Below are 20635 nucleotides of genomic sequence, written 5' to 3'. Positions count from 1 at the left end.
CGATGCCGTGCTGGCGCACAGCGCTCAGCCCATGAACTGGCCACCGTTGATGTCCAGGTTGGCGCCGGTAATATAGCCGGACTGCTTGTCGGCCAGGAACACCACCGCGTGGGCGATCTCTTCGGGAGTGCCGTAGCGCTTCACGGGGATCGTCTCGCGGATCGCCTCGCGCACCTTCTCGGGAATCTTCATGATCATGTCGGTGGCAATATAGCCGGGCGACAGGGTGTTGACGGTGATGCCCTTGGTTGCCGTCTCCTGCGCCAGCGCCATGGTCAGCCCGTGCATCCCGGCCTTGGCTGCCGAGTAGTTGGCCTGGCCGAACTGCCCCTTGCGCCCGTTGATCGACGAGATATTGACGATTCGTCCATAGCCGTCCTCGAGCATGTCATTGATCACACAGCGACAGGTGTTGAAGACGCTGTTGAGGTTGCAGTCGATCACTTCGTGCCACTGCTCGGGGCTCATCTTCTTCATGGTGGTATCACGAGTGATGCCGGCGCAGTTGACCAGCACGCTGACCGGCCCATAAGTGTCGCGAATCTCCTTGGCGCCGGCCTCGCAGGCCTCGTAGTCCACCAGATTGGCGCCCGATAGCGCGATATTGTCGTAGCCTTCGGCGCGCTGGCTTTCCAGCCAGTTCTTGGCCTTGTCGGGATTGTTATAGCCCGCCACTACCTGATAGCCGGCCTTGGCCAATGCCTGGCAGATAGCGGTGCCGATGCCACCGGTGCCACCGGTGACCCAGGCGACGGGTGCTGAGTTGGTCATATGCAGTTCTCCCTGATGCCACGCCGCGATTTCAGCAACGCGGCTCAATGCGTCCAGTCTCGAGTGGTGAGTGCCGCTCCTCGGCACCCAGTACCTAGTATGGCTGCTCTGAAGCGGACTGCACGAGCGTTTAACGAGCTCTTGACGCAGCGCAAGAAAGCTGTAGAATACGCCACACGTTGATGCGGGGTGGAGCAGTCTGGTAGCTCGTCGGGCTCATAACCCGAAGGTCATCGGTTCAAATCCGGTCCCCGCTACCAATATTTTAAGCGGCAGGTCAGTAATTTACTGGCCTGCCGTTTTTTCGTTGCTGGGCTAAACAACGCCCCGTGACACCTCTGTGACACTACCGTGCCACCTCCTCGGCAATCGCCTCCTCAAAGCTCATCAAGCGGTGACCTTCCGCCAGTCATCGTCACATGCCCCTCTTGAGCACTCACCGCGTCACTTTTCCTCAGGAATGTACTCCAGAATATCCCCAACCTCGCATTGGAACAGCTTGCAAAGCTTCTCCAAGGCCTCCAGATCGATCCGCTGGGCCGTCTCTTTGTATAGAAGCGTCACCGTGTTCCGGTTCAACCCGGTCTCCCTCGCCACGTCCACGATCTTCATCTTGCGCTCCCCCATCAGGCGCGCCAGGTGACATCGAACCATGCTCACTCCATCCCAAAGGTGTTTTTTTCATCCAGGATGACAAAAAGCTCTTGCAAGTGAGATTATGCAGGCTAAAATGTCATTCAGGATGGCATTTGGCTACTACAGATGCCTTTTGTAGATGCAGAATATCACCGCACGAGGGCAGTTTCGATGGATACCTCCTACACCTACCTCACCACGGAAGAGCTTGCGGCAAGGATCAAGTACGACTGCCGAACTATACGACAATGCCTGAAGGACACTGTGCTTCTCGAAGGGAAGCATTACATCAAGCCCTTCGGGCGCAGAAAGATCCTGTTCCTCTGGGAGGCTGTCGAGCAAGAGATGCTGGCTTGCTCCAGGGAGAATGACCTGGCGATCCCCATGGTGGGTGGAGGGGTCTGTCATGGGTAAAGTTCGGGTCCGCAAGGAAACCGGAAAGCTGTATCTCGATTTCTTCTATCGGGGCGTGCGGTGCCGGGAGCAGACTGCGTTGGCTGACACCCCGGCCAACCGCAAGAAGGTCGAGAAACTCTTGCAGCGAGTCGAAGCTAAAATTCTGCTGGATGAGCTTGACTATGCTGAATTCTTTCCGGGAAGCCGTAACCTGAAGAAGATTCAGCATCAAACCTATCAACACGAGATAAAAGACAGCCAGTCACTCAGCGGTTGCGATACCGAGACAAACGTATCATTTTCTGAATTCGCTGATCAGTGGTTTCAGGAAATACAAGTGGAGTGGCGGCAATCCCATATAAGCAACGTGAGCTCAATACTGGAAAGCTCTTTGAGACCTGGCTTTGGAAAGTTGCAGATCGACCGCATCTCTAAGTCTGATATTCTGGGCTTTAGATCCCAGCTTTCCAAGCGAAAGGGAAGGGGTAGCAACAAAGCTATCTCTCCAAAAACGATCAACAGCCATATGACAATTCTCCGAATGATCATCGACGAGGCCGCTGACCGATTTGGGTTCGAGACGCCCTATCGAAACATCAAACCATTGAAGCTAAAAAGGAGCCACATAGAACCTTTCTCACTCAAGGAAGTTGATCGCATCATAAGTAGCGTCAGGCCTGATTTTAGAAATTACTACACGGTGCGATTTTTCACCGGCATGCGAACAGGCGAGATTGACGGCCTAAAATGGAAGCATATCGACTTTAAAAAGCGTGAAATCCTAGTACGAGAAACACTAATAAGGGGCAAAACAGAATACACCAAAACAGATGGCTCTCAACGTGAAATTCCTCTGCTCGGCCCTGTCATGGATGCGCTTAATCTGCAGCACTCTATCACGGGAGGCAGGAGTGAATATGTATTTTGCAACCGGCTTGGTGAACCATTAGACCACAACAATGTAACAAAAAGGGTCTGGTACCCCCTGCTTCAAAGTCTTGGGTTGAAGAAGCGCCGCCCTTACCAGACCCGGCATACGGCCGCCACTTTATTTCTTGCCTCAGGCGAAAATCCTGAGTGGGTGGCTAAAGTGCTAGGCCACTCATCAACCGACATGCTGTTCAAGGTCTACTCACGCTACATACCCAATGTCACCCGCATGGATGGCTCGGCATTCGAGAGACTGGTTAACCCTTCAACTTCCTGCTCAGGGAAGGAAATATAAAATGATGCTTAACGATGTACCAAAAACCACTGCAAAGCCTTTTTCTGGAACCTTTCGCCTGACGGGGCGAGTTGTCGACTTTGACCAGCACGGCACACCATATCTTAAAATCCGCCTTAGCAACTGCGACACCGACCACATTGGTGGATTTGACATCGAGCACACCCATTTCCCTGAAGAAATCGGATATTTAGACCAGGTTGTAGTTTCAGGGGATATCTGTCCACCCAACCCTATCAACCTGGACGTCAAGATCAATAACATCCGAAGAGCATCGCTTAAAGAGGCTGTCTCACAGCCTGTATTAAATAGCCTCCCCCAGGTCTATTGCTCCGCCCCAGAGTCACTGGAAAAACTGATCCAGTCTGTGCGCTCACTGAACTCACATCACCTTCAAGAGTTTGTCAGACGAGTCATTGAACGCAAGGACAGAATGGAGGCTTTTCTCAACGCACCTGCAAGTAGGTCGCATCACCATGCCTATCCCGGCGGGTTATTGGATCACTCGCTGGATGTGGCAAAGAATGTCGTAGCCATGGCTCAGATTAACGAACCCGAAATGCCGAGAACTCTCAAAGAAGTTGGCTTTGTCGCAGGTCTCTTTCATGATATTGGAAAAACCTACACCTACGATTCCAAAGGAAAGCCCAATGCGGCTTGGAGTTTGTGCAGTCATGATGCACTGACGCTGGAAGCCTGCGCCTTTGGCTTGGCTTACCTTGATAGACATTTACCGGAGTTGGCAGTTACCCTGAGGCACATATGGACTAGCGCTTCACCGGGGGCGCGTTACGGGCATCAGCCTGCAACAACATTGGCAAGGTATGTGAGGGATGCTGATGGACAAAGTTCGATGTCACATCGTCAAGCTGCTATATTTCAATTTTCCGGGAGTGGACTAATAAAAAAAGGAAAGGATATATTTTGGTCGCCAGCAGTGTGAAAGGCCGACAAACAGGCACCAAAAATTAAAACACCTGAATGCAAGCTATAGGCGTGAGAATCTCATCGGGCGCAAAATCACAACCTTTTCCTGGCCAATTTTAATACGGGAGATATTTAGCAAAAACTGATAGACAATCTAACTTTAGCTGCCGAAAAATCACGCATGGAGAGTGACTCTATTTAAAACTACCACTATGGAGCCACCACAACAGAAGAAAGAGAGTCACTCACCAACTTAAACAGCCTGATCTACAAATAAGCACTCACATCTAAACCATAAATCAACATCCACCCCTGCCAAAAAGGGAAGGTTACTGGATCCTCCATAAAGGCATCGCTCTAATACCTCTCCAAGCTTTGTAAAGAAAGGGAATCGCCATGAGAGATACTAGCGCATACATCCAATTAGGCTTCAATTTTGTTACCTCTTTTGATGAAAAGGGGATCCAGCTTTCAGACCTTATCACTTCAGAGGAGGGAAAGGCATGAGGCAAAAACATGCCAACAAAAATTATAACAAATCCGATCATTATCAGGGCTTCATTCTCCCACCCCATGAAATTCCTCCCTTTGGTAGCTAAGGCATAATTAAAAGTAATCATTGCAACTATATATGCAAACAATATCGCCAGCGTCCTAGCGGTGCTTGGAGGAAAAATCTTCCCTAGTTCATCGTTTTGTATTACTACAATCCCAGCAAAAAGAATCATGCAAGAAAATGATACAAGAGACAGCATCCTAAGAATAAATCCAGAGCGTTTAGTGACATCAAGACTCATTTCTCAACACCCCTGCCTCCAACTTCACTTTGTCTTATTTTTAACCATGCCCGAACCACTTCTTTAACAAGAAATGTAAAACAAATTATTGCCAAAAGAGGCCACATACTAATCGCCGTATCCCCCATCTGCCTGAGCATAGAGTTAAATGTGAATCCCGATGCAAATATTAATCCAGTAAGAGCTACAATTCCTTGCCACCTACGCAAAGCCATGCCGACTGACCGACCGAAAATTAAAAGCACTGGAACAAGAGGAGCTGCCATATCATTTAACCTCTTCTTTAGAATCCTTAAAATTACAAGACCACCAACCCTGAAAACCAGCTTTATGGTCTGATAGAATGAATAGGACCTTATGTACCATAGTTGTCTCCCCTATCATCCTAAGTGAGGGTGACCAGTTCCGATAGGCTGTCGATGCTGAATGCGTGGCTGCTATCGTCACCAGATTGGGCTCGCCGGATGACACATCCGTAGTAACGGAGTACTGCTTGCTCATCAAGTAATTACGATGCTTCCATAGCTTTCTCCTGAACCGACCCAAATGCTGGCACAACAGCCAAAGTGCCAGAGAGAATGCGGAGAAATTTTTGGCCTGCTCCGACGTATCATGTCGCATAAATGCCATTTGTTGCCATTTGGAGTAATCAATTCTGCTTAGGGTATCACCAGCGGAAGCAGGCTCACAGTAGCCAATCCGCTTAACACCCTCCACTTGGGTATCCGAAAGGACCCAACTGGTTCCTGGACGCTCTCCATCGGTCGTTTTCACTCTGATCCCCTATGTGCCTACGACACAGATCGTCGCGTCCATGTGCGACCTTGCGGTGAGTCTAGTTACGGAGGGTTGTCATGGGTCATCTCAAAAGCTTCCGCCCTGGCCACATGCCACGGTCCGGTGTTGCGACAACACAAGTACTCGCCTGGCACCAGGATCGCCAGGCGTGGGCAGAGCAGCAGCCAGTCACCGCGGCATTGGCGGAGCCTCTGATAATCGTGGCTGTGGAAGAACCATGGCTCACCACGGCCACTACCGACGGCCGCCACATGCTCTTCGATCCGGCCTGGAGTGCTGAGCTTAGCGAGCTTCAGCGTCACCAGGTTCAAGAGCACCTAGTCTGGCACGCGGCAGCCGGTGACTATCGGCCACGCAATGTGTGGGATCCACGCCGCTGGCACCTTGCCTGCGACCATGCCGTCAACACACAATTGCTGCAGCTGGGTGCGGAGCTCCCCACCGACGCAGTGCTATTTCCCCGTGCCGTTTCATGGCGGCGAAAGGAAGTATACGACTGGCTGTCCAGCCATCCCTTTCCCGAAAGGGAGCAGAGCGCCGATCAGCTTGCCTGGCAGATCCAGGCCATCTTCCCCACGGCTGATCTACTCCAGCTGGACGATGCGTGGCGCCAGCATATCCTCGCCACGGTGAAGCAATTTCTGGGGTCAGCGTGGCTTCCTGACCCCGTCGCCGCCTGGCTGCTTGGCCGCAGGTGATTTACTTCCCCATTTCGCTTAGGCTGGCCCTTTTGTTTCTGATCAGCGACACGACACGGAGCGTCCATGTCTGAAATTCGCGACACCCTCTTCCGCTACCTGGCCATGTTGCAGCTAATCCCACGCAGCCCCGGACGAATCAGCACCCCGGTTCTTCTGGAGAAGCTCAACGAACGAGGGTTCAGCATCGACACTCGCTCCCTGCAGCGCGACCTTCGTGACAAGCTGGCCATGCATTTTCCGCTGGGCTGCGACGACAGCGAGAAACCCTACCGCTGGTATCTCGACCGTGATTTCCACTGCAACCTGCCGGCACTAGATGTGCCAAGCGCACTTACCCTGGTGCTGGCCGAGGAGTACCTCAAGGGGCTCCTCCCGCCCGTGGTAATTGGCCAGCTCTCCCCACAGTTTCGCGACGCCCGCAAGCTGCTCGACGATCTGGAGCGAAACGGCCTGAGCCGCTGGGCACGCAAGGTTCGCGCCATTCCCAACGGCAAGGCACTGATTCCGGCACCGCTCAGCGAAGCCACCTGGCAAACGGTCTCCGAAGCTCTGCTGACTCAGCGAGCCATCGATGTCAGCTACCTCTCGCGCAGCAAAGAAAAGGAAAAAAAGTTCACTCTCCACCCACAGGGACTGGTCAGCCGCCACAGCGTGACCTACCTGCTGGCCACGGTGAACGACTACACGGACGTTCGCCAGTTCGCCCTGCACCGTATCGAAGAAGCATGCCTCAGCGAGGCCGGCTGGAATGACGCCGGAGACTTCAACCTGGATGACTACATCGCGGCCGGCGCCTTCGGCTACCTGCAGGGCAAGTCACCCTTGACCCTGGTGGCCAATGTCGCCCCCCAGGTGTCCTGGCTGCTGAGCGAGACGCCGCTTGCCGAGGAACAACGACTCACGCCGCTCCCAGGCAGCGGCTGGCAACGCCTGGAAGCAAAGGTGCACGACGATCAGCAGACCCTCTGGTGGCTGATGGGCATGGGCGCCAATGTAGAAGTCCTGGCACCCGCCTCCTGGCGCAGCGAGATTTACGCGGCAGCCAAGGAAATTGTCGAGCGGGGAGAGCATCCCAATAAGTGACGACACCCAAACACTTTCGAGAGGCACAATTGCGCCCGAACCCATCTTGGCTAGACTTCCAGGCACGTTATCAAAACCACTCACTCATCTGCCCGTACCCGAAGACGAATGCCAGCTTGCGGGCTCGAGTCAGGCTGACGTAGAGCAGTGCGCGTTCCTCGTTCTCGCGCTGGCGGCGAGTCACGGCGTCGGCGGCAGAGTTGACCACCGGCGCCAGCGGCACCAGGCCGCGGTTCGCCGAGGCAACGAAGACCGCATCGAACTCTAGGCCCTTCACTCGGTGCATGGTGGCCAGGTTGAGCTCTCCGTCAGGAGTGGCAGCGCTGCGGCCATCGAGCTGATGGCAGGGCTGCCGGCGGCTCTCCAGGGCGGCCTTCAGCTCCCCCAGTTCCCGGTGGGTGCGGGCAATCACGCAGCACGCCTCGGTGCCCAGACCGTGGTTGCTGATAGCGGCCAGGATAGCCTCGGCCTGTTCGTCCATTGAATCGAAGACGCGCACCTCCGGCGCGGGCCCGTGCATCAGAGAGTGGTAGAACTGCTGGGAGTCCTGGCCGCCATCCAGATCATCCACCTCCACCCCTTCCAGGATGCTCACTGCCAGCTTGCGGGTCTCATCTGTGGTGCGGTAGTTCACCTTCAGGCGTGCGCTGCGCCCGCGGATATCGATGCCGCACTGCCCCAGCACCACCTTGTTCTTGCCATAGATGCGCTGGTGGCCGTCCCCGACGATGAACAGATCGTTGGGTACCGGTGGCACCAGGGCACGCAACAACATGAAGGCCTGGGAGCCCATGTCCTGAGCCTCGTCCACAATCACTGAGCAGAGGTTCGGGCGCAGGTTCGGGTTAGCCTCCAGCAGCTCCCGGGCGTCGCGGTAGACGTCATCGGTCTCCTTGAGGTGGTTGCTGGCCAGCAGGTGGCGGAAGCGCTCGAAGACCGGCCAAATCTCCACCCGCTGCTGGCGATTGAGGCGCGTGCCACGGCCGATCCGCGAGGCGCGCTTGTATCCGTCCAAGCTCTGGATCGACTGTGGCTGGATCACCCGAGCCCACTCTTCCTGGAAGAAGGCGAGCCCAAGATCGGTGGTGGCCGGCTTCTCCGCATAGGCCTCTTCCCAGAGACGCTTGTGCTGCTGGGCATCGAGCAGCAGGCCGTAGTCGTACCCCTGCTTCTTTAGGAAGCTGACCACCCAGGCATCCAGGTTGAGCACCTCGATGCGCTCCAGCGCCTGCCGGGAGCAAATCTTGTTGAGGTTCTGGCGGATATCCGCCGCCAGATTGCGGGTAAAGGTGGTAAAGAGCACCTTGCTCTGTTTTTCGCCAGACTGGGCGCTGTTGGCGAAATTCTCGGCCAGCCACTTGGCCCGATGCATAGCCACCACCGTCTTGCCGGTGCCTGCGCCGCCCAGCACGCGCACCGGGCCGTTCTTCTTCCCCTCGGCCAGGCGCCGCTGGGCCGGGTGTAGGAAGACCCGCCACTTCTCGATGGACTGGTTGAGCACCTCCTGCAGCGCCTGCTCGTTGTCGGCCACGGTGAAGCGCGCCTGGGACTCCGGCCGCGCCAGGGCTGTCGCGTAGTCCTCGGTATCCACCGCCTCTGGGGCGGCGGGCACCACCTCGGCATAGGCCTCCTCAAAGCTGGCCCCCGCCATCAGCATGAAGAGTCCCTCGTAGGCGTCGGCGGGAATCTGCTCGCTGTGGTAGGCGCTATCAAGGTCCGCCTCGATCGTCATGCTGCGCACCAGGGGCAGCGCCTCCTCGGGAACGCCCAACTGCAGCAATTGGCGGTCGCGAATGGTATCGAAGAGTCCCGGCAGCGCCGACGCGGCTGACCGGGTGGGAGCGGCCTCCTCCCGGCGCTCCTCTACCGTGAACACCTGCAGGCTACCGGTATTGGGGTTGATCTCCACCTTGCGCTTGGCGGCCCAGGCATAGGCTGCCTCGTGGTGGTCCACGTAGAGCATCAGGTAGAGGTCTTCCTTCTCGGCGGCGGCGAGGATGATACGCACATCCTGATTGGCACGAATCGAGCGCAGCTTGCCGTCCTTGTAGGCGGTCAGCTTCTCGTAGTGCAGGCCGCCGTGCTGCGGGTCCTGCTGAAAGAGCATCACCGCCTTGTTGGCCTGGCTCTGCTCGTTCGGGGTTAACTTGAGCAAGCTGTCGAAGTACTTTTCCGAGAACGCCACGCTGACCATATCAGGCTCCTGATTCCAATCCGTTAATAACCGCGACCAGTTCGTCAACATCGGTTAGGACGCGCCAACCCCTGGCCTCCAGGTAGGGCTTGATGGCCAGCTGCTCCTCGTCATCCTCAAGTAGGAAGGCGATCTGCGACGCCTCGAAGATGAGCTCCGCAAGGCCGACGACCTCCTCAGCTTCGTTGACCACATCTTCACCCACCTGCGGAACTTCCGGCCAATCGACCTGCCGCCCCCGCAGCGCCTCGGCCAGCCCTGCATCCAGATAAGCGTACCAGGCCGGCTCTGGAGACACTGCCGGCTGTTCGTCAGCGGCGGCGCGGCGCTCGGGCCAGAGCAGCCCGGCGGCGATGCCGCTGTTGCGGGACTCGGGGGTCCAGGCATACATCAGCGGCAGGAACTGCAACAGGTTCACCGCCGCCCAGAAACACTGCCAGGAGTACCGCGCGCCCTCCTCGCTGCCCACGCGATGTTTACCAGGCGCCAGCGCGTAGGAGACCGACACCATGGCGCTGTCGAGGTCGAAGCGCTTGACCAGTCCCTCTCCGGCCAGAAGCCGCAGTACCATGGCCGCGGCGCCCTGGTCGTGGTTGAGCTCCACGGCACCAGCCAGCGCTACCGGTTGCGGGGTGTGGTCGGTAAAGGCTGCAGGCAGACCGTGGAGCGAGTCGATCACCTGCTGCTTTATGGCCGGGTCGGCCAGGGCGCTTGCCGGCAGGCACTGCAGCACGAAGAGCAGGGCATGCCGGGCCAGTGTCTCGGGCTGCTGATCCGCCAAAAAGCCCATCAGCAGCTCGAAGGTCGACTGGCCGAGGTGCTGGGCCGGGTTGTTCACGCCGCCGAGCTTAGCCAGCCCGGCGATGGCCGCATGGTGCTGCTCCGGCGAGGTCATGCCCGCCGGCAGCGGCACATCCATGGCCTTGTCGCCCATCACCTGGTTGACGTCGTACCAGTTGAGGCTCCACACCACGAAGCCTGCATGCCTGAGTGCCTGGCGCTTTAGCAGGTCATCGCTGGCCTTGTCGGCATGGAACCGGTAGCCATCCAGGAACACCGCCACAGGTGCCAGGCCGCTGCGTACCGGCCACAGCACGAAGTCCGGTCGGCTGGCGAACTGCACCCCCTGGGCCCGTCCCAGGTCGACCTGGGGCTCCATCTCGTAGGCCAGCTCGCCGATGGTCAGCCGGTAGCCGTGCTTGCCGCGGATCACATCCTGTGACACCCGCACCCGCTGCTGGCCCACGCATTCATGGCCGGAGAAGCGCGCCAGCGCCTCGGGGAAACGCGCCTCCAGCTCGCTGTCGATCCAGGGGTTGCCGGAGAGCGCGCTCAGCCCCTGCTCATCCTGCACCCACTGGTGCCCCCCCTCCACGATCTCCTTGAGCATCTCCAGGGCCAGCGCCTTGCTGGTGCTCTCCATGCCGTAGGCGTTGCGGTACTCCAGCAGGCAGCGGTAGCAGCCATCCATGGTGTTGTCGTAGCACTCACAGGCCTGCATCACCGCATAGGCCAGGCGGAACACCTCCTGCATATGCTCCGCCCTGCTGAGCAGCTCATGCAGGTAGCCGGTGCCGCCGGGCACCGAATCGTAGAGCACGATGAAGTGGCGCCGCTCGTCGGTCTCGCCGATGGGCTCGCTCTGGTAGGCCACTCGCAGATGGTCCACCTTGCCGCCGAAGCGCCGCTTCAGGCCCAGCTGCAGCGCCGCCACGAAGGAGTTCACCTGCTCCTCGGTGCCGCCGCTGGAGAGCCTGGGCAGCAGGATGCGCAGCGCCTCGGAGGCGAACCGCCGATAGAGATAGAGGCAGTTCTCGATGCCATTGTCCTCTTTCCCATTGGGCAGCGTCTTCGGCCCCTTGGCGTAGCGGCACGACTTCAGGTGGGCGGGCTCGTGCTTGCCGGCGGCGGCCGCCCGGGTCTGCACCGAGCCGCACTCCCGGCAGATCGGGAAGCCGGCGCGCTGGAGCTCCTCGCCGGCCACCTCGAAGGCCATCTCCTCCCCCTCCCGGCGGCCGAAGTTCACCTCCAGGAAGCGGGCGCTGCGGATGAACTCGAAGCCGAAGGGGCGCTCCTTGTCGTCCAGCACCCAGGTGATGGTGATGTCCGACGGGTCGAAGTCGATCAGCATCTGCTTGTTGAAGAAGACCGGCTCGCGGTCGTCGGAGCGGTCATCCAGCTGGGCGTCCCGGGCATTGGTGAAGGCGTAGACCTGGGTCATCTTGAGCATGCTGGTGCGCGCGCTCTCGTCGCCCCAGCGGTTGGTGTGGCAGCGCGGGCAGGTGCGGTCGTTGAAACCGGCGGTGGGGTCATCGGCCGGGGCCGAGTAGTGGCAGCGAGGGCAGAAGCGCCACTGCTGGATGTTGCGCCCCTTGGCGGTCTCCACCCGGGAGACCCTCACCTTGCGGTTGCCGGCGTAGAAGACCGCCTCCGGCGCCAGCTCGGTGAGTGCCGCCTGGGCCGGGCGCTGGTACTCGTACTCCCGCTTGACCAGCTCGCGCTTGATATCGCCCTGGGCACCGCCCGCCTCGGCACTCGCGCCGCCGCCGCTCTCTCCACTCCGCTCGGTGCGGAAGATCACCGAGTGAAGGGTCGCCCCCTCCTCCGGGAAGGCGTAATTGGGCAAGAGCCCTTCATCGGTGAAGAAGTTGAGCGTCTCGCGTTTGTTGAGCCTGATACGCAGGCTGCGGTAGCCCGCCACCTCCCGCCCCAGCTCGGCGATCTCCGCCTGGGTATGCTCATCCTGGGGGCGCTGGCGCAGCTTCTCCAGCTGGCGGTCCAGCTCCCTGATGGTGGTGGCCATGCGGCTGCGCTCGTCGGCCACCAGCTTGAGCCGGCCCAGCAGGTAGAGTTCCAGGCGGTCATCGATGTGCTGGGGCCCGCCGAACAGATACTGACGCAGCAGCTCCAGGTCGTCGCCGCCGAGCTCGGTGGCCACGTGGCCGGCGAAGCCGTCCCAGATCTCCTGCATGTTCTGCTTCATGAAGGCCAGCAGCGTATAGGGAAAGCGCTCCTCCTGGGCCTTCTCCACCGCATCCAGCACCGGCTGCATGGTCTGGGGAATCTGGTTTTCACCCCTGGCGCTGCGGGTCCAGCAGTCCATGGCGTAGGCCAGCAGCTGGCGGCGCAGCACGTGGCGCGCCTTGAGGAACACCGCCGGCGGCTCCACCGGGGTATCCAGCATGCGCCCCGGGTCGGCGTAGAAGACCAGGTCGTGGGGGCGGCCGTTGGCCACGGTCAGCACGAAGGCGTTGCCGTCGCGGCGCCCGCCCCGGCCTACACGTTGCAGGTAGTTGGCCTGGGCCGGAGGTACCGAGCAGAGCAGCACGCTGGAGAGGTCGCCGATGTCGATGCCCATCTCCAGGGTCGGGGTGGCCGAGAGCAGGTTGTACTCCCAGGGTTTCTTGCCATGGATAAAGCTGTCCTCCACGCGAATACGCTCGCTGGCGGCCAGCAGCCCGGTGTGCTCGTGGGCGATCACCCGGTGGATCTCGCCATCACGGTAGAGCCCGGCGTAGAGGGAGTCCCGCACCGGCACCGGGGTCTCGTAGGCCAGCTCCGGGCGGGCGGCGCTGAGCAGGGGCAGCCCCAGCCAGGCCTCGGCGTGGGCTGCCGGCACATGCATGGGGCGGTAGCCCGGGCACTCCACCCCCTGCACCGCCGTGGTGATGGTCAGCGCCTCCGGCCGCAGGGACCAGAGCCGCACGCCGCGCTCGTTGGCCTCCTCGTTCAGCAGGCCGCTGTCGCGCAGCGCCGAGAGCGCCGCCGCCAGCACCTGCTCCAGCTGCTTGCGATCCACCAGGGTCTCCGGGTTCAGGCAGGCCAGCCAGCGCTCGTACCAGGATTGCGCCGCACTGGCCTGGCAGAGCACCTCGTAGCCCTCCCCCTTGGCGGTGGCCGGGTAGCGCGGCCGCGGTGACCCCGGGCCGATGGGCGGCACATAGCTCAGAAAGCTCAGCAGGTAGGCCTTGCCGAACTTCTGGCGATAGCCGGCCAGGTCCTCCAGCCCCAGCGCCCCCTGAGCGACCAGGTGCTGCATCATCCCCAGCATGAAGCCCTCGGCCGGCCGAGCCTCGATTCGGTACCCCAGGGTGTTGTCTACCGTCTCGGCCCAGGCGGCGGCGGCCTGGCGTACCGGCTCAAGGGGCCAGGCGAGCGCCGCTATCCCCAGCCGATTGAGCGAGCGCCCCACCTGGGAGCGCCAGCCCAGATCCTCCAGGGCCTGCCACAGCATCCGCTCGCGGATCAGCCTGAGCAGCGGTGCCGGCTCCTTCACCTCGCCGGACTGCTCGAAGAACTCGAAGTCGCCCCGGTAGCGCTTGTCCGGCGGCATGAATTCACGCAGGTAGTCTGACAGTGCCAGACGCCCCTGCCCGCCTCTCTCTCGCTCCCCCTCGGCCGAGGCCATCCACCAGGCCTCGAAGCGCGCCGGCAGTTCAAGCAGCGGAATCGGTTCATTGCTGCCCTCCAGCAGCTGGGTCAGCGCCATGCGCACGTTGTTCTGCCAGGTGCGGGCGGCGAAGAAACCGGCACGGTGGGTGGCATCCTGGACCGAGTCGCTGAAGGTGAGCAGCTTGCGGTCGTCGTTGTCGCGGCTGCTGAAGAGCCGATGGATGGCCACCGCGCTGAGGCTTGCCGCCCGGGCACCGAACACCACCAGGGCGGAACGCGCCGAACACCAGGGGCAGTCGTGCTCGTGGATCACCTTGTTGACACTGCCCCGCTTCACCTCCTTGAGCTGCTGGGGCTTGCTAACCCGCACCAGCGCATCGGCACCGGCCTGGCACCCCCGACATTCGGCCGTGCTATCCACCTGCGCGGTAGTGCCGCACTCCCGGCACACCTTGAAGTGCTCCAGACGCATGCCCGCCGGCGACTGCGCCTCGCCCCGCTGCCAGGGCAGCAGCAGCGCGGTTTCCGGCTGCTGACCGAAGAAGGCGGAGTAGATCGACTGAAGCTCCGTCTCCACCACCTGGTCGGTTGGGTGGCTCATCTCCATGCGGGTCAGCCAGGCGGTACCGTGGCACTCGCGGCACTGCACCAGGGGCAGGCGTACCCGACGCTGGTCCTTGGGCGGCTTGTCGTCACCGAAGGAGAGCAGCGGCGGCGGGCGGTTGGCGTCGGCATTCTCTTCTGGAATCTCCGGAGAGCCTGTGGGCGCCCCAGGCTCGCGCAGGGTGCCCACGATACGGCGCAGCTCCCGGGACCAGAGCTGCAGGCGCAGCTGCACGAAGGGGCGGCCAACCGCATCGCGGGCATGGGCCATCAGCGAGAGCAGCGCGATCAGGGCGAGCTCCGGCTGGCGCTGGAAGCGGGCGGGAACAAGCCCCGCCAGGCGCTCAGCCAGCTCGCGGAAGGTGGGTGTGCCCGGGCTCAGCTTGATCTGGCGCAACAGGTTGGCCAGCTGGCCGTGCTGCTTGAGCTCCCGGCCCAGGGCGATCCGGCAGGCATCATCCATCAGGTCGCCTTCCGGTGCCTTGCTGAAGTAGAGCTCATAGGCCTTGTGCAAGTATGCCGAGAGCCCCTCGCGCAGCGCGTCTCGAAGCGCCTCCGGGCCGACCTCGGGGTTGGGCGAGAGAAAGGCGATATTGTCGAGGAAATCTGAGTCGCCCTGGCGCTGCTCGCTGATCACCGCCTCGCGGCCGAAGGGGCTGGAGAAAATATCCGAAGCGTAGTGCAGAAGCCCCTCGACGCTCTCCTCGCCCCCCAGGGTGGCGGAGGTGCCAACGCAGATCAGCTGACCAGGCGTCATCTCGAAGCGGGCGCGCAGGCGACGGATCAGCAGCGAGAGATCGGTACCCTGGGCGCCATCGAAGGTGTGCAGCTCATCTACCACCAGGTAGCGAAGGGTCTCCGGTCCGTTGTAGGCCCACAGCGGCTGATCCTTGGGGCGCATCAGCAGGTAGTCGAGCATCTTGTAGTTGGTGAGCAGCACATCCGGCGGGTTCTGGCGCAGCACCTCCTTGTCGGTGATCAACTGCTGCGGCCCCATGGTCTGGGAGCCCCGGGCATCTCCGCCCACGAAGAGACCGACGCGCAGCCCCTTGAGCGCCGGCTGGCCGTGAATCACTTCGGCGAATCGCTTTGCCTGATCCGTGGCCAGGGCGTTCATGGGGTAGATAACGATCGCCTTGATGCCCGGCGCCGCCGCACGCTGGCAGTGGTCCAGCACCGGATAGAGGAAACACTCCGTCTTGCCCGAGCCGGTGCCGGTGGCCACCAGGGCATTAGCCGCCGCCTCGCTGGAGACCAGCCGTCGCCACGCCTGCTCCTGGTGGGCATAGGGCGGGTGCTCAGTCTCGAAGCCGGGAAAGAAGTCCCGCCCGGCGCCGCCGGTAAGAAACGGCAGCCCCACCGACACATAGGGCCCCTTGAGGAAGGCCTCTCCATCCTGCTGCTCCTCCACGAGGCGGCGGAACTCGTCCTTGAACGGGGCCGTTTCGGTTTCATAACCGGTGACAATGAATTCGCGCAGCGCCGCGGCAACTTCACTGGCTAGCAGGCCAGGGATCATAGAGTTAAATCTCCAAATCGGTTGCGACAAGACCAACCTAACGAAAAGGTCCTCAAAAGAAAATAAAATCCTTGCCTACAGCGTACTATCGCTCTCATGGTCGTAACTATTACATGCAGTCTATAGGTCATCCAGCGCACTGGATTAAAAACAGCCGCATCTGCCTCCCTGCGTAAGGCCCCAATAGCAGTAACCCGCACCATCAGCTGAGCGGATTCATTGATAGCGCATCTTTATCCATCTGTGAATCACCATCACAAGGCAGATCTTATTTCATGAAAATTCTCAAGGGCTTCATGCACACTAAAGACCTTCCAGCCCCGTGACCTTGCAAATACCCGGTCCTCTTCATCTATAGCAATACCAACCTTGTTTCTTGACCATGCAAGCTCAAGCATACCTTTGATCTCCCCTTGATCATCGTCAAGGTCAAGCCCAACCTCAGGGATTGGAATCTGGTCGGTGCGGGACTGCTCGATAAAACCCCTCAACCCTGAGTCCGCCAGGTCCATCACTTGTTGCCAGCTGTCGGGATTATTAAAGTGCTGTTCATGACGTAATCGCGAAATAGTCTGTCGATCAGAATGGGATACATACATCCCCTGATGGAAAGCCTCCTTGCTGTGACAGGCCGCACAAAGCGCCTTCAGGTTACCCAGCTGATTATCGCTCTTTACACCATTAACATGATGCACATGGAGAAGCCGAGGATGGCTATTAAGTAATACACCACACTTCTCACAAACGTAATTTTGGTTCTGACGATATGACCGTGAGATCTCAGCCCAGTCATGGGTGTAACCTTCCTCCTCACCCATCTTGCGTCGAGGATGGTGAGAGAAGAAGGAACTATAGCTCTGAAAAAATTCGTCAAGATCAAAAGCCAAGAAAGCCGAATAATCACCCGGCTTTCCATAACCTTTGTAATTCAAATATTTCAGGCAATTCTTGCAGACCTTTAGTTCGGCATTTCCCTCGACGGGCTGACGAGAAATATAATCATAGCCCGTGATATGAAACTTACCCGTGATATCGTTAGTTACTACATACCGCTCAAAGCGGCCCTTGTTCCTCATGTCGCGAATGGTTCTGCACTCAGCAACATGGTACTTTTTCCCCTTTTCGGGATTGATCAAGGCTTCCTGAACTTGGGAACCGTGATCTTGAATGTAAAGTAGAACCTGCCTTCCACGATAAGATAGCAGGCCATCTTCAGTATCAAGCTCGTCGATGCCTCCCAGCTCAATACCTTCAGCGCCAAGCTGATCCTCCCAAGGCTCACGCTCAAGATCAAGGACAAAGTCGTCCTCAACTGGCGGCCCCATTCTATTGGCAGCAGCAAAGAGTTCACTGAAATCAATGTTCAACTTCATTAGCTACCATCCAGAATCTGCCGAATTTGAGTTTCGGCATTGGTAATAACTCTGAAGGTGACGCGTCTTGAGCGATCGGGGTCCTCGTTCCCCTCCTCATCCAGGATAAGGCGAGATGATGAGAAGCCGACTGCGGCTACATTCGACTTGATCCACTCCTGCTGATCGCTTACCTCATGAAGATTGTAAAGGTAGTCGAGAACAGAGCGCGTCCTGCCCTGCGAAAGCTCCATATTATTGAAATAAGCTTCAGCATCAGTTGAGCCGGCAGCCCATATACTGCTAGTGTGCCCCTCTATTCTGACTTCGTTGAGAGAGTCTGAAAAATTAAAAAGTATAGAGAGATAACGTGGAAAAAAATCCTCCAGGATATCCTGAAACCTTGGGCGCAGCGCCACAGAGCCTGTAGCAAAAAGCACGTCAGGCGACTGAAACGTAAAGGCTAGTGTTTCATCATCGACATTGGCATCCCACGTATCAAGATCATCTTGAAACTCTTCTACCAAGGCCTCATAGATAGCAACCTGATTCTCTTGATAAGCCACGGCGACCTCCTTGATCCGATCACGCTCCAGAAGAGCGTGACGCATCAAGGCGATGGAGATGAAAAGAAACACCATCATCAACCCAGCCATCAGATCAGATACGGAAAGCCAGTGGTGTTCATCACCACTGCCTCCGCTACTACCTTTCCCAAAAAGTTGCCTTAATTGACTCATCAGTTGTACTGCCCACTGTTAGCCGATTGAACAACTTGCTGCATTTGCTGAGTAAGCTGCCTGTAGTCGTTGGTGAAACGGCTTGAAATCTGGCTTAGCGCTTGCCCCATCTCGGTCATCACACGCTGCAGCTCCTGCTGCATGCTATCATCAATGGCCTTGAGCTGAGAATTGACGCTATCACCAGTGCGTTGTACGGCCTGACGCATCACACCATCCATCTGCTGGAAAGCCTCGTTCATCTGGCGTGTCTGCATACCGGTCATTTCATCCACAGAACGCGCCAGGCGCTGCTGCATCTGGTCAATGCTCTCATTCACCTGAGTCTGAACCGCACGAATATGCTGTTCTGTCTGCTTACCGGCATCGGCCAGCGTCTGGCTAAGCGCCTGACTTTCCTTGGACAGAACATTGCCCATATTGCGTACATGGCTATTTACATCCTTAAGGGCCTCCTCCAACTGCTCAGTAATTTGCTCGGAGGTTGAGGCAAGAGTATCTGATGACTTGTTAAGATTTCGAGCAACATTATCAAAGTTCTGATTGACAGACTCAGAGCCCTGAATAAGAACCTCAGTTGCTTTGGCAGCACCGTCTCGAATCTTTTCAGCTGCATCCATAGCGCTGCTCGACAAGTCCTCTCGAAGCTTCTCAACACCTTCTTGCGTGGTACTCTGAAATTTTCCGAGGAACTCCTGAAGCATAGTGTCATGTGATTTAATATAGCTATCCGAGTCATCTAGAAGCTTCTTGTAGTGATCGCTTGCACTCTGAGCAGCACCAGATACATCGCGCACCGTATGCTCCACCTGTTCACGAATGGTCGGAACGGCTTCGACGGCTGCATCTCGCATTCCCTTGAATGCTTCCAAGTGATTGGTTAACTCATTGAGCTGGTGGCGAGTAGTCTCCAGCAGAGTCTTCAAACCTTCCATGGTATCGGGGATGGCACCCGCTTTCTCGCTGATATGGGCAACAGACTGCTCTGTCTGAGTGATGGCTTTTACACCATATTCGTACTGCGCTTTCATATCTTCTAACTGACCGCGGTAATTTTCCTGCCACTCCACAAGCTTCTGCACAGAAGCATCCAGGGCCTTGAAATTTTCGCCAAACTGCTCAGTTAGATTTTTATTGAAATCAACAATGACTTCCTTCAGTGCGTTGATCACGGTCTCTGTAGCAGAGCGTGAGAGCATTTCGGCAAAATCTTTAAGCTGCTGTTCAAGGTCCTGAGTAAAGCGTTCAAAGCGCTCAGACTGCTGGTCGGAATTCCTATGAAGCTCAACCATTACATCTAGCTGTTTCTTACCTGTCTCCTCAATCAAGCCCAGCTTATCTCCAAGATCACGGTTATCGGTACGAAGCAGTTTCAATTGAGATACCAAGGAGCTATCCTCATCGCCTGCGATGGCATGGCGAAGCTTCTCAAGGCTTTCAGACTGGGCCTGAAGAGAAGCATGAATATCCTCAGGGCCGACTTCGTCAGGGCCAACACCTTCGACAGACTTTGGTTGAACAAAGGGAAAACTGGTCGTTACCACCTTGTAGGCTATTGCTGCTGCCATCCCGAGAAGGCTGGTCATGAATGCAGTCTGCAGGCCTTCAAGCAGTAGCGCGATGCTGCTATCGATATCCGAGGGATCGAAATGCATCAAACCGATAACGATACCGATAAAGGTACCTAATATACCTAATGACGTCAGCAGGTTGGGCGCATAATGAGTGAACCCTCGCATACGATCCGTCTTGTAGCAGAGAATTGCGCCTACAAAAGCAATGATAATCAGCCAGAAAAACAGGAAGGTCACTCCCTGCGCCTCTTGGCCTCTCAGGAAACTTTCAAGTGCAGCTGCAGGATTCATAAAAATCTCCGAATCTCATGGTTTATCTAGAAAATTCATCAGAAAAAATAGCGTACTCATTTATCGCGCTTGACATTTCATCAAATCTTTCACGCACACCCTTATCTTTATAAGCTCGAAAGAAGGAGACCCAAACTTTGGGTCTTACCAAGAGGCCAAGAATAAAAGCAATCCTACAAATTCGGCCATCAGAATATCTAGCAACCCCTAAAAAAACACCATTCCAGAGCCAGACTGAAATTTCACCACTTCCACGAGACAAAAAACCTTCAACTATCTTTCTTCCGTCGCCCAAATAAACTTTTTGAGCCATCCTCGAGGCTGACTGATCAACATCAATCTCTATCAATGTAGTTCCATCTTCTCTAAACAGTGCACAACGACCATCTGGTCTGCCGTTCTGATAGCACATCCTCTTCCATAGCCCACCATTTTCGTACCAATACTCCGAAACTCCGTGGAAAGTACCGTCATATTTTCTTATGACACTCTTTTGGCGACCGGATGAGAACTCTTCCAATATCACTTCATATCTCAATTTCTCAATTTCAACAACATCAGTGTTAATCTCACCAATTCTCTTTCTTGAATCCTCAGCCAAAGCTTTATCAGACATTTTTTCAGCTAAGCAAGCAG

12 protein-coding genes and 1 tRNA gene are annotated in these 20635 nt (G+C 57.5%); 6 read left to right on the top strand and 7 right to left on the bottom strand.

From position 1 onward, the window contains the following. Positions 1–24 precede the first annotated feature (24 nt). Positions 25–771, bottom strand: a complete 747-nt coding sequence (locus BWR19_01885; GenBank protein APX91790.1) for a beta-ketoacyl-ACP reductase — start codon at positions 769–771, stop codon at positions 25–27. A gap of 183 nt (positions 772–954) precedes the next feature. Here BWR19_01885 and BWR19_01880 point away from each other — a divergent pair. Then, positions 955–1031 (top strand) — tRNA-Met (locus tag BWR19_01880). Positions 1032–1215: 184 nt separating this feature from the next. Here BWR19_01880 and BWR19_01875 read toward each other — a convergent pair. After that, the gene (locus BWR19_01875) at positions 1216–1425 is read right to left on the bottom strand and encodes an XRE family transcriptional regulator (GenBank protein ID APX91789.1); all 210 of its coding nucleotides are present in this window, start codon (positions 1423–1425) and stop codon (positions 1216–1218) included. 153 nt (positions 1426–1578) lie between these two features. On the opposite strand from BWR19_01875, the gene BWR19_01870 reads away from it, so the two are divergent. The 5 genes from BWR19_01870 (at position 1579) to BWR19_01850 (ending at position 7334) form a co-directional block, all read left to right on the top strand. Then, positions 1579–1821: a hypothetical protein gene (locus BWR19_01870; GenBank protein ID APX91788.1), complete on the top strand. Its 243-nt coding sequence runs from the start codon at positions 1579–1581 to the stop codon at positions 1819–1821. Beyond that, entirely contained in the window at positions 1814–3028 is a 1215-nt protein-coding gene (locus tag BWR19_01865; protein ID APX91787.1) for a site-specific integrase, read from the top strand. Before BWR19_01870 ends, BWR19_01865 begins: the two co-directional genes overlap by 8 nt. Position 3029: 1 nt before the next feature. Continuing rightward, the gene (locus BWR19_01860) at positions 3030–3971 is read left to right on the top strand and encodes a phosphohydrolase (protein ID APX91786.1); all 942 of its coding nucleotides are present in this window, start codon (positions 3030–3032) and stop codon (positions 3969–3971) included. A 1635-nt stretch (positions 3972–5606) separates the two neighbouring features. Beyond that, the gene (locus tag BWR19_01855; protein ID APX91785.1) at positions 5607–6248 is read left to right on the top strand and encodes a hypothetical protein; all 642 of its coding nucleotides are present in this window, start codon (positions 5607–5609) and stop codon (positions 6246–6248) included. Positions 6249–6314: 66 nt separating this feature from the next. Beyond that, on the top strand, positions 6315–7334 hold the full coding sequence (locus tag BWR19_01850; protein APX91784.1) for a WYL domain-containing protein: 1020 nt from the start codon (positions 6315–6317) through the stop codon (positions 7332–7334). A 70-nt stretch (positions 7335–7404) separates the two neighbouring features. Here the strand turns inward: BWR19_01850 and BWR19_01845 are convergent, their stop codons facing one another. From BWR19_01845 to BWR19_01825, 5 genes are all read right to left on the bottom strand, one after another. Further along, positions 7405–9528 (bottom strand): hypothetical protein, encoded by a 2124-nt coding sequence (locus BWR19_01845; protein APX91783.1) that lies wholly within the window; start codon positions 9526–9528, stop codon positions 7405–7407. Between the two features lies 1 nt (position 9529). After that, entirely contained in the window at positions 9530–16042 is a 6513-nt protein-coding gene (locus BWR19_01840; GenBank protein APX91782.1) for a hypothetical protein, read from the bottom strand. Between the two features lie 254 nt (positions 16043–16296). Continuing rightward, positions 16297–17415, bottom strand: a complete 1119-nt coding sequence (locus BWR19_01835; GenBank protein APX91781.1) for a hypothetical protein — start codon at positions 17413–17415, stop codon at positions 16297–16299. Next, entirely contained in the window at positions 17415–18134 is a 720-nt protein-coding gene (locus BWR19_01830; protein APX91780.1) for a cell envelope biogenesis protein OmpA, read from the bottom strand. Before BWR19_01830 ends, BWR19_01835 begins: the two co-directional genes overlap by 1 nt. Continuing rightward, positions 18134–19999 (bottom strand): hypothetical protein, encoded by a 1866-nt coding sequence (locus tag BWR19_01825; GenBank protein ID APX91779.1) that lies wholly within the window; start codon positions 19997–19999, stop codon positions 18134–18136. Before BWR19_01825 ends, BWR19_01830 begins: the two co-directional genes overlap by 1 nt. Positions 20000–20635 lie beyond the last annotated feature (636 nt).

Source organism: Halomonas sp. 1513 (assembly GCA_001971685.1).
Lineage (GTDB): Bacteria > Pseudomonadota > Gammaproteobacteria > Pseudomonadales > Halomonadaceae > Franzmannia.
The sequence above is the reverse complement of the archived record's forward strand: the minus strand, read 5'-3'. Positions and strand labels throughout refer to the sequence as shown.